This is a genomic window from Pseudooceanicola endophyticus (genome assembly GCF_018760365.1).
GTDB lineage: Bacteria > Pseudomonadota > Alphaproteobacteria > Rhodobacterales > Rhodobacteraceae > Pseudooceanicola > Pseudooceanicola endophyticus.
In genome coordinates this window covers 97,793-110,602 of the sequence record NZ_JAHIAB010000007.1, presented here as the reverse complement: position 1 = coordinate 110,602, position 12,810 = coordinate 97,793, and the positions used below count along the sequence as shown (strand labels likewise).

The 12,810-nt window shown below is 65.9% G+C and carries 12 protein-coding genes and 1 tRNA gene; 3 read left to right on the top strand and 10 right to left on the bottom strand.

Going from position 1 to position 12,810, the window contains the following annotated elements:
- Positions 1-42 precede the first annotated feature (42 nt).
- The 9 genes from yihA to rpmH form a co-directional block, all read right to left on the bottom strand.
- Positions 43-696, bottom strand: a complete 654-nt coding sequence (gene yihA, locus KM176_RS13590; protein ID WP_160894100.1) for a ribosome biogenesis GTP-binding protein YihA/YsxC — start codon at positions 694-696, stop codon at positions 43-45.
- Positions 693-1,430: an MOSC domain-containing protein gene (locus KM176_RS13585; RefSeq protein WP_160894102.1), complete on the bottom strand. Its 738-nt coding sequence runs from the start codon at positions 1,428-1,430 to the stop codon at positions 693-695. The genes yihA and KM176_RS13585 overlap by 4 nt, the downstream gene beginning before the upstream one ends.
- Before the next feature lies 1 nt (position 1,431).
- Entirely contained in the window at positions 1,432-3,261 is a 1,830-nt protein-coding gene (gene yidC, locus KM176_RS13580; RefSeq protein ID WP_160894104.1) for a membrane protein insertase YidC, read from the bottom strand.
- A 501-nt stretch (positions 3,262-3,762) separates the two neighbouring features.
- A protein-coding gene (locus tag KM176_RS13575; RefSeq protein WP_160894106.1) for an IS3 family transposase occupies positions 3,763-4,865 on the bottom strand; the annotation gives its coding sequence in 2 pieces (ribosomal slippage) (positions 3,763-4,604 and positions 4,604-4,865; 1,104 coding nt in all).
- 191 nt (positions 4,866-5,056) lie between these two features.
- Positions 5,057-6,607, bottom strand: a complete 1,551-nt coding sequence (locus tag KM176_RS13570) for a putative bifunctional diguanylate cyclase/phosphodiesterase (RefSeq protein WP_160894108.1) — start codon at positions 6,605-6,607, stop codon at positions 5,057-5,059.
- 56 nt (positions 6,608-6,663) lie between these two features.
- Positions 6,664-7,530 carry a tRNA 2-thiocytidine(32) synthetase TtcA gene (gene ttcA, locus KM176_RS13565; RefSeq protein ID WP_160894110.1) on the bottom strand — a complete coding sequence of 289 codons (867 nt, stop codon included), beginning with the start codon at positions 7,528-7,530 and terminating at the stop codon, positions 6,664-6,666.
- Between the two features lie 125 nt (positions 7,531-7,655).
- Positions 7,656-7,877, bottom strand: a complete 222-nt coding sequence (gene yidD, locus KM176_RS13560) for a membrane protein insertion efficiency factor YidD (RefSeq protein ID WP_160894112.1) — start codon at positions 7,875-7,877, stop codon at positions 7,656-7,658.
- Positions 7,874-8,326, bottom strand: a complete 453-nt coding sequence (gene rnpA / locus KM176_RS13555) for a ribonuclease P protein component (protein ID WP_160894114.1) — start codon at positions 8,324-8,326, stop codon at positions 7,874-7,876. Before rnpA ends, yidD begins: the two co-directional genes overlap by 4 nt.
- Before the next feature lie 42 nt (positions 8,327-8,368).
- Positions 8,369-8,503: a 50S ribosomal protein L34 gene (gene rpmH, locus KM176_RS13550; protein ID WP_005980833.1), complete on the bottom strand. Its 135-nt coding sequence runs from the start codon at positions 8,501-8,503 to the stop codon at positions 8,369-8,371.
- Positions 8,504-8,902: 399 nt separating this feature from the next.
- Between rpmH and KM176_RS13545 the strand changes: the two genes are divergently transcribed.
- From KM176_RS13545 to KM176_RS13535, 3 genes are all read left to right on the top strand, one after another.
- Positions 8,903-10,306 carry a sensor histidine kinase gene (locus KM176_RS13545; RefSeq protein ID WP_160894116.1) on the top strand — a complete coding sequence of 468 codons (1,404 nt, stop codon included), beginning with the start codon at positions 8,903-8,905 and terminating at the stop codon, positions 10,304-10,306.
- Between the two features lie 100 nt (positions 10,307-10,406).
- Positions 10,407-10,483, top strand: a tRNA-Arg gene (locus tag KM176_RS13540).
- 218 nt (positions 10,484-10,701) lie between these two features.
- On the top strand, positions 10,702-11,655 hold the full coding sequence (locus KM176_RS13535; RefSeq protein WP_215558787.1) for a sensor domain-containing diguanylate cyclase: 954 nt from the start codon (positions 10,702-10,704) through the stop codon (positions 11,653-11,655).
- A 10-nt stretch (positions 11,656-11,665) separates the two neighbouring features.
- Here the strand turns inward: KM176_RS13535 and KM176_RS13530 are convergent, their stop codons facing one another.
- Positions 11,666-12,742, bottom strand: a complete 1,077-nt coding sequence (locus tag KM176_RS13530) for a helix-turn-helix transcriptional regulator (protein ID WP_160894120.1) — start codon at positions 12,740-12,742, stop codon at positions 11,666-11,668.
- Positions 12,743-12,810 lie beyond the last annotated feature (68 nt).

Below are 12,810 nucleotides of genomic sequence, written 5' to 3'. Positions count from 1 at the left end.
CCCGGGATCTGCGTGTCCGGGCCAGGCCCGGATCCGGCGCGTTCAGCTCAGCGTGGCGATGATCGCGCGCAGGGTGGCGATGCCGTCGCCCTTCTCGGAAGAGGTCAGCACGATCTCGGGATAGGCGGCGGGGTGCTTGGCCAGCGCCTGGCGGACCTGCGCCATGATCTTTTCGCGCTCGGCGGCCTTCACCTTGTCGGCCTTGGTCATCACCACCTGGAAGGTCACGGCGGCGCTGTCCAGCAGCTTCATGATCTCTTCGTCCACGGATTTCACACCATGGCGGGAATCGATCAGCACGAAGGCGCGGCGCAGGGTGACGCGGCCCTGGAGGTACTGTTTCAGCAGGCGCTGCCACTTCTCGACGACCGAGACCGGGGCATTGGCATAGCCATAGCCCGGAAGGTCGACGAGGTAGCGTTCCTCGCCCAGGGAGAAATAGTTGATCTCCTGGGTGCGGCCCGGCGTGTTGGAGGCACGGGCAATCCCCTTGCGCCCGGTCAGGGCGTTGATCAGGCTGGACTTGCCGACGTTGGAACGGCCGGCAAAGCAGACCTCCAGACGATCGGCGTCGGGCAGGCCCGACATGGCGACCACGCCTTTCACGAAGTCGACGGGGCCTGCGAACAGCAGGCGACCGGTTTCCGCGATCTGGGGGTCGGGCTCTTCGGCCAGCGGGAAGGGCAGGGCGGTCATAGCAGGGTGATCTCCTGTCCGGTGGCGATGTCTCCGCCCGCAATCACGCGGGCCTTCACGCCAAAATCAATATGGCCCCAGGTCTTGCGCAGGGTGGCGAGGGTGGGGGTGTCCTCTTCCCCGGTCTCGGGGTTCACCTGCGTGGCACGGCAGCGGTCGATCCGTTCGACCACTTCCAGCACCGTCGCGCCGATCTGCATCCGGCGACCGGTCCAGTCAAGCTCCTCGAAGGGGGCGAGGCCGGAAAGCCAGAGATTGCCCCGGAACCGGCGCGGGTCCAGAGGGCGCCCGCAGGCCTCGGAGAGGGCCGCCAGGGAGGCGGTGCCCAGAACCGAGAGGCAGGCATAGTTCGCATCCGACAGACCGGTGTCCTCGGGCGCGGGAATGAGGGACCCGAGGGCGGGACGCGCCTCGGGCCAGAGGGGGGCAAGCCAGTCGCGCAGCGCGGCGCCGTCGCGTGCCGGATCGATGCGGATCGCTCCGGCGGTGGGATGGTCCAGGTGGACGATCCCCGCAGCGCTGCGGGCGGTGATGGCCATCAGCTGGGGGCCGAAACAGCCCCTGGCGAAGTTCTTGCAGGATTGCCAGGTGCCGGTGTCGACGGTGTCACCCGTCGTCATGGCCCAGGCCCGGTCGCCCGGAAGGGGGCGACCGGCGGTCAGCGTCACGCTGTCCAGAGGCTCGGCCCCGATCCCCTTGATCGGGTGCCGCCAGATCTGCGCGACGCGGGCCATGTTACTTCTTGCCCTTGGTTTCGGCAGCTTTCTTGCCGAACTTCGGAAGCTTGAAGCTGTCCTTGATGTTGCCGAACACGTCCGGCGTGTAGCCGTGGAACCGCATGATCAGGTACTGCTGCACGAAGGTGATCGTGTTGTTGGTGATCCAGTACAGCACCAGGCCCGAGGCGAAGCGGCCCAGCATGAACATGAAGACCCAGGGCATCCAGGCGAAGATCATCTTCTGGCTGGGGTCCTGAGGCGCCGGGTTCAGGCGCTGTTGCAGCCACATCGAGATGCCCAGCAGGATCGGCAGCACGCCGAGGCTGATGATGTGGAACGGGCTGTCGATGCCCGGCGTTGCCCAGGGGAACAGGCCGAACAGGTTCAGGATCGAAGACGGGTCCGGCGCGGACAGGTCGTGGATCCAGCCGATCCAGGGCTGCTGACGCAGTTCCAGCGTGACGAAGATCACCTTGTAGAGCGAGAAGAAGATCGGGATCTGCAGCAGGATCGGCAGGCAGCCCGCGGCAGGGTTGACCTTCTGCTCCTTGTAGAGCGCCATCATCTCCTTCTGGAGCTTGGCCCGGTCGTCACCGCATTTCTCCTTCAGCTTCTCCATCTGGGGCTGAAGTTCCTTCATCTTCGCCATCGAGGCGTAGGACTTGTAGGCCAGCGGGAACAGCAGCGCCTTCAGGAAGATCGTCATCGCGATGATCGACCAGCCCATGTTGCCGATGAAGCTGTGCAGCCAGTGGATCAGCCAGAAGATCGGCTTGGTCAGGAAGAAGAACCAGCCCCAGTCGATGCTGTCGAAGAAGCGCGGCACGCCGGCGTCCTGATAGGCCTTGATCGTGTCGGCTTCCTTGGCGCCCGCGAAGAGCTGGGTTTCCACCTTCACGGACTTGCCCGGTGCGACGGTCTGCGTGTCGAGCACGGCCTCGGTCTGGTAGATGTTCTGCGCCGGGTAGTACTTCACGGTCGAGCGGAACGGCTGGTGGCCCGGGATCAGCGTGCTCATCCAGTAGTGTTCGGTGAAGCCGATCCAGCCGCTGTCGGAGACCTCGATGCGCTCGGCATTGGTGCCTTCCTTCGGATCGACGTCCATGTCGGACATCTTCTTGTACTTGGTCTCTTCCAGCTGCCCGTCGGACATCCGGATGAGGCCTTCGTGCACGACGAAGAAGTTCTGCAGATCGGAGGGCAGGCCCTCGCGGCGCAGCAGGCCGTAGGGACGCAGGCTGACGGCCTTGTCGGTGGTGTTCTCGACCGTCTGGGTGACGTGGAACATGAACTTGTCGTCAACCGAGAAGGTCTTGTGGAAGATCAGGCCCTGGCCGTTGTCCCATTTCAGGGTGACGGGGGTCGAGGGGGTCAGCTTGTCGCCGCTCTCGACGCTCCACTGGGTGTTGGCGCCCGGGACCGGCTGGTCGGTGCCATCGGTGGGCACCCAGCCGTAGATCGCGTAATAGGCGTCCTTCTGCCCCGAGGGGTTGAACAGGGTGACGTCCGGGGAATCCTTGGCCAGCGTCTCGCGGTAGTTCTTCAGGCTCAGCTCGTCGATGCGGCCACCATCCATGGAGATGGAGCCGGCCAGCGAGGGCGTGTCGATGTCGATGCGCGGGCTGTTGGTCGTGGCTGCGGTCGGGGCGGCCACGGCGCTGCCGTCGGCCGTCGTCGAGGCCTGCGGCGTCAGCGTGCCGGTGCTGCCGTCCGCGCTGGCCGAGGTCTCGGTCGCGGGGTCGGTGCTGGGGGCTTGCTCCGGCGGCGGGAAGACCACGAACCAGATGAGGACCACGATGAAGCTGAGCACCGTGGCCAGGATGAGATTCTTGTTCTGCGAGTCCATCGCGCTGCGCCACCTCTGGTATCTGCGATTTATAAAATCCGGTAAGCGGCGTTCAACAAGCCGAGCGCCCAAACGTCAAGGGCAATCGCGGTTTCCAAGCGGATGTGAAGATTGCGCCGCAGCGTCCCGCAGCCCGCAAATGCGGCGATTTCACGAAGGACGGGCGTGCCGGAGCGGCGATCTGCCCGGCAGAATCAGGGGTGAAATCCACCTTCATGGCGCAGTTTCAGGTTGTTTCCCGGGCCGCTGCGGCGCAGTCCTTCGGGAGCCGGGAGCCGGGAGCCGGGAGCCGGGAGCCGGGAGCCGGGAGCCGGGAGCCGGGAGCCGGCGGCATACGGGGCATTACGGCGCGCGCCGAATGGTGGCCGGCCTGTCCCGGCGCGCGCGCATGGTTTCCCGTCCGCCCGCGCCTTTCCTCCGGTCCACAGTCCGGCCAGTGCCTCCGGGCCGTGCACTGCTCCCCAACCCTGGACCGCCGGAAGCTGGATTTTCCCGGCAGTCTCACGATGACGGGCTGGTGACGCCATCGGGATAATGCATGGCAATCGGGACGTTGTATCCGATCGCGCTGTGAGGTCGGTCCTCGTTGTAGTGTCTACGCCAATCTTCCAGCTTTTCGCGGGCGTCGGCAAGGCTCATGAACCAGTGGGCGTTCAGGCACTCGGAGCGGAGCTTGCTGTTGAACGCCTCGTTGAACCCGTTGTCGGTCGGCTTTCCAGGCCGTGAGAAGTCCAGCGTGACGTCGTTGGCATAGGCCCATAGGTCCAGGTCACGGGAGATGAACTCGCTGCCGTTGTCGACCCTGATTGTCTTCGGGTAGCCGATCCTGGCGCAGACCTTCTCGAGCGTCTGCACGACGTCCTCACCGCGGTAGGCGAAGCGGGGGTCGGCCGCAGGGCAGAGCCGGGAATGGGTGTCGACCACCGTCAGAATGCGGAGCTTCTTGCCCATGGCGAGCTGGTCGTGAACGAAGTCCATCGCCCAGACATCGTTCGGTCCAACCGCTTCCTGACGGTCCGCTCGCAGCTTCGCCTTCACGCGACGCTTTGGGTGCTTGTTCCGCAGCTGAAGGCCCAACTCATTGTAAATCCTGCGGGTCTTCTTCATGTTGATCACCCATCCTTCCCGTCGCAGCAGGACATGCACACGCCGGTAGCCATACCGCACCCGTGTCTCGCAGATCTCCTTGATCCGCCTTTCGACGGCAGCCTGGTCCGTCCGCCGGGACTTGTAGTGGTAGCTGGACGTGTCGAAGCAGATGGCCCCACAAGCCTTCCGGATCGACACGCCCCAGTCGACGCACATCCCGGTCACGATCTCTCGCAGACGCCCAGGCTTCAGAGCTTTCGCCGGATCACGTCCTGCAACATCTCCCGGTCAAGCGTCGGGTCCGCCACGATCTTCTTCAGCCGCGTGTTCTCGTCCTCGAGCGCCTTCAGCCGACGCATCTCGTCCGGCAGCAACCCGCCATACTTCTTCTTCCAATTGAAGTAGGTCGCCTGGCTGATCCCCGCCTTGCGGCAGATCTCCGCGACCGGCGTTCCCTGTTCGCTCTGCTTCAGGATGAACGCCTTCTGCGCCTCCGTGAACTTCGATGCCTTCATGCGTTTCCGCTCCTCTCCCAGCCAGGAAAGATTAGCCGAAAACTCCAGCTTCAACCGGTCCAGTTTTCAGGGGGCAGAGCAGCCGGACAAGGGTTTGGCCAATGCCGCTGGGTCGGGCGAGGGGGCCGGCAATGCGATCCTTTCGCAGGCGGGGGCCCCTCGGGGCCGCAGAGCCGCATCTTGCGCCGGTCTCAGGCGTTGCCACGTCCGAACTTCGGCGCCTCTGTCAGACCCGCGTGATAGGCGCGGATCCATTCGGTGGTCTGTTCGAAGGGCATGGGGCGGGCGATCTCGAAGCCCTGGACGTGATCGCAGCCCAGCTGCGCCAGCATCGCATGCTCGCCCGGCGTCTCCACCCCCTCGGCCAGGGTCGCCAGGCCCAGGCGTTCCGCCATGGTCAGGATCGCGGCCACCATGCGCTGCTGCTCGGCATCGCAATCGACCTTCATCACGAAGCTGCGGTCGATCTTCAACCGCTCCACCGCGAAGCGCCGGATGGAAGAGATCGAGGCATGGCCGGTGCCGAAATCATCCAGGTCGATCCGGCAGCCCAGCTTCGCCAAGCCGTTGATATTGCGAGCCACCACATCCTCGGGAGAGGCGGCGACGACGTTTTCCAGCACTTCCACCGACAGCCGCGAGGGGGCCAGGCCGAAGCGGTCCAGCTGCCATTGCAGCTTTTCCATCAGCCGCGGGTTCATCAACTCTTCCATGGAGAAGTTGACGCCGACCTGCGGCACCTGGAGGCCGGCGGCATCCCACTGGGTCAGCGCGGTCAGCGACTGCACCAGCATGGCATCGCCCAGCCGTTCGATCAGCCCGCCCTGTTCGATCAGCGGCAGGAATTCCGCAGGAGCGATCATGCCGCGGTCCGGGTGGCACCAGCGCGCCAGGGCCTCGAACCCGGTGACCAGCCCGGTGTCGGTCGAGACCTGCGGCTGGAAGAACGGCACGATCTGGCCCTTTTCCAGTGCGGCGGCAACTTCCTCGACCCGCAGGGCGCGGCCACGCTTGCCACGCAGCATCTCGGTCGAGAAGGCGCGGATCGCCGACGGGGCGTAGCGCAGCGCCTCCTGGAGGGCGCCCTGGCTGGCCGCGAGCAGCGCGGCGCCGGTGGGCATCGGGCTGCGCGATCCCAGGCAGAACCCGATCGAGCAGGAAATGTAGACGGTGGTCGAATCCAGTGCGATCGGTTCCTCGACCATCTGTTGCAGGCGGGCGGCCAGCTGGATCATCGCCTCCAGATCCATGTGGGTCGCCGGGGCCATGCCGATGCCGAAGGTGGCGTGACCGGCCTTGCAGATCAGGTCGTCGTCGCGCATCGCGCTGCGCAGCCGCCCGGCCACGCGATACAGCACGTCATCGCTGGCATTGGGCCCGTAACGGTCCGAGAAGGCATCGAATTCGTCGATCTGGATCATCACGCAGGCGGTCCGCAGCGTGGAGCTGGCCTGGGTCTGCAACGCGCCGTCCAGCATGGCCTCCAGGGAATCCCGCAGCGTCAGCCCGGTCACCGCATCCCGGGCCCGCGAGGGGGGCAGCTCGGGCCGGCCATGGGCCAGACCCGAGAGCAGCCGGATCATCGGCACCGCCAGGGCGATGACCACCAGCGCGACCTCTCCGGCGACGAGATAGCCCAGAAGGCACAGCAGCGGCAGCAGCACCAGCAGCTGCGCGCCGGATGTCAGCCAGGTGATGGCTTCCCGGATCTTCTGGGCGCGTCTTTCCGAGAAAGCGTACATCTGAAGTCATCCCGAACAGTTGGGCGGCACGCTAGGCCCAGAAACTCAACACCAGTTTAACGCAGGTTGGGAATGGAATCCTCTTCTGCGGGCTTGCCGCCCAGGCTCAGCCCGGCGAAATCGAACAGCTTGGGATCCAGCAGATGCGAGGGGCGCGCATTCATCAGCGCGCGGAACATCACCTGGCGCCGACCGGGAGAATTGCGTTCCCAGCCGTCGAGGATCTGCTTCACCTGCTGGCGCTGCAACCCGTCCTGGGAGCCGCAGAGATCGCAGGGAATGATCGGATAGTTCATGCTTTGGGCGAATTTCTCGCAGTCCGCCTCGGCGACATGGGCCAGCGGACGGTAGAGGAACAGGTCGCCCTCTTCGTTGACCAGCTTCGGCGGCATGGTGGCCAGCCGCCCGCCGTGGAAGAGGTTCATGAAAAACGTTTCGAGGATGTCGTCGCGGTGATGGCCCAGCACCACGGCAGAGCAGCCTTCCTCCCGCGCGATCCGGTACAGGTTGCCGCGCCGCAGCCGCGAGCAGAGCGCGCAGTAGGTCCGCCCCTGGGGCACCTTGTCCATCACCACGGAATAGGTGTCCTGGTATTCGATCCGGTGCGGAACGCCCATCTTTTCAAGGAATTCCGGCAGCACCGTCGCCGGGAAGCCCGGCTGGCCCTGGTCGAGGTTGCAGGCCAGCAGCTCGACCGGCAGCAGGCCGCGCCACTGCAATTCGTGCAGGACGGCCAGCAGGGTGTAGCTGTCCTTGCCGCCTGAGAGGCAGACCAGCCATTTCGCGCCGCGTTCGATCATGCCGTATTGCTCGATCGCCTCGCGGGTCTGGCGGACGATGCGCTTGCGCAGCTTCTTGAACTCCGTGGAGCCGGGGGCGCCGTGGAAAAGGGGATGGATATCGTCGCTGTCGTCGTCGAGCATCGGAGGGTCCGGTCTGGAAGGGCTGGGGCAAGGAAGAGCTTGCGGCTTCCTGCATGTTTAGCAGATCCGCGGGCCTCAGGACAACGCTGGCTGACGTTGCGGCGCCGAAGCGCCGCCGGGGGCGTTCAGTCCGGCACGTCGTCCACGCCCATCCCGCCCCAGGGATGGCAGCGCGCGACGCGGCGGATCGACAGCCAGCTGCCCTTGACGGGGCCGTGCTTTTCCAGCGCCTCAAGGATGTAGGCCGAGCAGGTCGGATCGTAGCGGCAGTTGTGGCCCACCCAGGGAGAGAAGACCATCCGGTAGCCCCGGATCGGCAGCGACAGGATCCAGGCGGCGGGGCTCATGACCGGCGGGTCCGGGGCGCGTGCAGCTTTTGCAGCGCCTCCACTAGATCCTGCCGCAGCAGCAGGAAATCGCGCTCGGCGGTGGCATCCTTGCGGCCGATCAGCACGTAATCCCAGCCGTCGTGACCGTGCAGGGCCAGTTCCAGCCGCGCGATCTCGCGCAGGCGGCGCTTGGCGCGGTTGCGGGCCACCGCATTGCCGACCTTCTTGGAGCAGGTGAAGCCCACGCGGATGCCGCTGGCGGCTTCGTCGGGGGCGCGGCGGCGGGCCTGGACCAGCATCGCCGGGGTGCCCTGGCGGCGGGCCCGGGCGGCGGCCAGGAAATCCGACCGTTTCTGCAGGATCTGCACCTTCGGCGCTGCGGATGCCTCCTGCGGGCATGAAGAAACCGCCGAGACGCTGGCCCGGGGATCTGCATCAGATACGGGCGGGGTGCTCGGCGGTGTCATGGTCTTCAGAGCCTCTTCAAGCAGGGAAGAGGAGCACCCGTATCAGGCGCTCAGGCTCTTGCGGCCGCGTGCGCGGCGTGCGTTCAGGATCTTGCGCCCGGCCTTGGTGGCCATGCGGGCGCGGAAACCGTGGCGCCGCTTGCGGACCAGGTTCGAAGGTTGGTAGGTGCGTTTCATCGCTCCGTCTCCGTTACTATCCCCGCCGGCTGTTCCACCGGGGCGTTTCTGTGATCCCAGCCATGCCCGTCTTCTGGACGCTCAGGGAAGGGGGTCGAGCGGAACTTCCCCGGGAATCGCCCAGGCGCACCGCTGTGTTCGAGGCTCGGTCTATAAGAAGGCCCCTGCCGGTTGTCAAACCCAAGTTGAGGGCTTTCCCCGGCTTTTCGCAACCGCCCCGGGGCGGCCCGGCAAGCCCGCTTTCAGGGGCGGTCGGAGGGATATTGCACAGGCAGGGAGCGGCGGAAAGCGGGGATCCGCCGTCACGGAACTGGCATAAGGCCGTGCGACACACTAGGTTTGCGTCAAATCATCACGACGACCGGCGGGCCGGGGGCCCGTCGCTGCAAGAGCTTGCGCATGATCCGATCGCTTTCCGGCCGCTTCCTGATCCTCACGGCGCTGTTCGTGATCCTGGCAGAGGTGCTGATCCTGGTGCCATCGGTGGCCCGCTTCCGGGAGGATTACCTGCTGTCGCGCCTTGAGCGCGCGCAGATCGCCTCCCTGTCGCTGCTGGCGGACGACAACAAGATCTCTCCCTCGCTGGAGAAGGAACTGCTGAAGAACGCCGAGGTCTACAACGTCGTGCTGCGCCGCGACGAGGCGCGCCAGCTGGTGCTGTCCTCTCCGGTGCCGGGCCCCGTGCAGGCCACCTTCGATCTGCGCGACGCCACCGCCGCCCAGCTGATCCATCAGGCGCTGATCACCCTTTTCACCCCGGAGAACCACGTGATCCGCGTCATCGGCAACCCGGTGCGCGAGGCCGGGCTGCTGATCGAGGTCACCATGCCCTCGGGGCCGCTGCGCACCGCGATGATCGACTACGGGCGCAACATGTTCCTGATCTCGGCGATCTTCTCGGTCTTCACGGCGCTTCTGCTGTTCGTCGCCGTGCGCAGCTTCATCCTGGAGCCGATGAAGCGCTTCATCGGCGAGATGCGCGCCTATACCGAGGATCCCGAGGATGCCCGCCGGGTGATCGAACCCAAGGCCAGCGTCCGCGATCTGAGGGACGCCGAGGAAGCGCTGCTGGATCTGGAAACCCAGCTCTCCGCCTCGCTCAAGCAGAAGGAGCGGCTGGCGCAGCTGGGCTCTGCCGTCGCCAAGATCAGCCACGACCTGCGCAATATCCTGACCTCGGCGCAGCTTTTCACTGACCGGCTGGAAGTCTCCGAGGACCCGGCGGTCAAGCGGCTGGCGCCCAAGGTGGTGAATTCGATCACCCGCGCCGTCAATCTCTGCGAGGCGACGCTGGCCTTCGGCAAGTCCGAGGAACCGGCGCCGCGGCTTTCGCATGTGGCGCTGATGGATGTGGTGGGCGACGTCATCGACAGCGAACGCCTGGCGGTGGGCGAGCACGACATCTCCTTCGCGGAGGACATCCCCGCCACCCTGCGCCTGCGCGCCGATCCCGAGCAGCTCCACCGGGTGATCTTCAACCTGGTGCGCAACGCCCGCCAGGCGATCGAGAACACCGGCGCCCCCGGAGAGATCGCCGTCGCCGCCGAAGAGACCGACAGCTGCTGGACGATCCGCGTCGCCGATACCGGCCCCGGCCTGCCGCCCAAGGCGCGCGAGAACCTGTTCACGCCGTTCTCGGGCGGGGCGCGCAAGGGCGGCACCGGTCTGGGCCTCGCGATTGCCGCCGAACTGGTGCGCGGCCATGGCGGCCATATCGAGCTGGAGCACACCGGGCCCGACGGCACGGTCTTCCTGATCTACCTTCCCAAGGATGTCGCCAGCCGGGATCTGGCCGCACAGTAGAGGGTGCCGCCACGGCAGATTTGCGCGGGCAGAGTTTTCCACAGATTTCGCCGTTTTCGCCCTTGCGTGGTCCGGGCGGGGCGGGTACATCGCCCCCAACGCACCGGTAGCTCAGCTGGATAGAGTACTTGACTACGAATCAAGGGGTCGGGGGTTCGAATCCTCCCCGGTGCGCCACTTTCCTCACATGGTTGGTTTGAAATCTGTCCGGCTGGAATCACCGGGCGGACTGGAACCAGGCGCCGTTTCATGGGCGTTCGGGCAGCGGGTGTATACCGCAGGCCGGGGGCAACCTATACCGAAGAATAGTGCGTTTCCTTTTTCATTGATTTGATCGGGATTAATGCGTTTACCAAGCGTACAAAACGGACGCGGGGGAATGCAGGATGCTGGATATGAGCGAAAAGGGCCGTTTGGCGGCACTGGAGCGCAAGGCCGTCCTGGATACGCCGCACGAGGAGCCCTTTGATCGTATTGCGGAAATTGCCCGCCTTGTCCTGAAGGTGCCGATGGCGAATGTCGGGCTGGTGGATGCGCAGCGTCATTGGCTGAAGGCCGCCTCCGGGATTTCGCTCAGTGAAATCCCGCGCGAGGCATCCTTTGGAAATCATACCATTCAAAGCGAATGCCCGCTGGTTGTGCCCGATACCCTGGCCGATCCGCGGTTCCGCGATCTGCCGCCGGTCCGGGACCTGGGGGTGCGCGCCTATCTGGGGGTGCCGCTGCACACCAGCGAGGGGTTCAACATCGGCGCCTTGTCGGCCTTCGACGTGAAGCCGCGCGCCTTCACCCCGGAGGATGTCGCGATCATGCGCCACCTCGCGGCGCTGGTGATGAACGAGTTCGAGCTGCGCGAGATCGCCGCCAAGGATGGCCTGACCGGGGCGATGACCCGCCGCAGCTGGATCGAGGGGGTCCGCCAGGAGATCGAGCGCTGCCGGCGCTACGACATCGCCGGTTCCCTGGTGATGATGGATATCGATCACTTCAAGAAGGTCAATGACACCTACGGCCATCCGGTCGGCGACGCGGTGCTGCGCAGCATCGGAGAGGTCTGCCTGACCGAGTTGCGCAACGCCGACCTGTTCGGTCGGGTGGGGGGCGAGGAATTCGCCATTTTCCTGCCGCATACCGATGCCGATCACGCCCGCATCTGTGCCGAACGTCTGCGCACCCGGATCGACGGCACCTTCTTTCGGGCCGCCGGGGCCCGCCTGCATGTCACCGCCAGCTTTGGGATCTGCGCCCTCGGCAACGACATCGCGAGCGTGGAGCACTGGCTGCACCGGGCCGATGCGGCGCTCTACCGGGCCAAGCGCGACGGTCGCAACCTGTGCTGCGTCGCCTGAGTCCGACGGCTCAGATCAATCCCCAGCGAACCGCCTCGGCGACCATCTCGGGCAGGGTGCGGGTGCCCAGCTTGCGGCGCATCTTGCTCAGGTGCAGATCGACCGTGGGCACCGAGATTCCCAGCCGGTGGGCGATCCGGTCACGCCGCTCTCCGGAGGTCAGCAGCAGCAGGATCTCGTGCTCGCGCGCGGTCAGCCGGGGCGGGGCGGGCTGATCCAGCGGCGTCGGCAGCAGGGCGCGGGGGCGCTCCTTCTGGGCGACGATCAGCAGCACCTCGCCGGGGGCATGGATGTCGGGCACGAAGTTCAGCTGCAGGTCCGGCAGCTCGTCCGAGGGGCTGGGCAGGCGCAGGATATCGGGGCGCGGCATCCGCGGATCGGCGGCCCGCAGCAGGCGGTCGTGAAACAGCGTTCCCAGCGTGCCGGCCACCTCCAGCCCCGCCGATGTCAGGCGCAGCAGCGGATGTTCCCGCACCAGCATGTCGGCGGCGGCGTCATGGCCCAGGACCTGGCCCTCGGCGTTCAGCCGCAGGGCGGCGCGCAGCGGGAAATCCAGGCTGGCGGGCATCCGCGCGGCCAGAAGCTCGCTGCGGATCGCCAGCATCCGGCGGATGTCGTCGTTCAGGGCGGCCAGCCGGGTGATCTCCTCGCTCGAGAAGTCGCCGCTGGTTTTTTCCCGGTGCAGGCCGACGGTGCCGATGCCGTAGGGGGTGTCGAAACTGGCGCCGGCGATCCAGTAGGTGCCGCTGCCGGAGCGGCGGATCTGCTCGTTGTAGAACTCGGAGCGCAGAAAGGCGTCCTGTCCCAGCACGTTTGAGGCGCTGTCGAAGCGGTTGATCACCCCGGGACGGCGGCTGGCCGCGATCAGCGGGTCGGTGGGGGCGCCGGCCTCTGCATAGGCGGCGATCTCCAGCGGGCTCCAGTGACCGTGATGGCTGGAGACCACGAAGGCCTCTTCTGCGTCCTGCCACAGCATCCAGCAGGACCGGGCATTGGCCAGCCGCGCGAGATGCTCGGGAAGCGCCTGGAAGGCGTCCTCGTCCAAGATTGCATCGTAGATCAGGTGGTGGTCCAGACGGCCTGGCATGCATTCTTCCATTTGAATGCAAGCATATCTGCAATCTGGGCGTGCACCGGGCAAGTGTTATTGCGCAA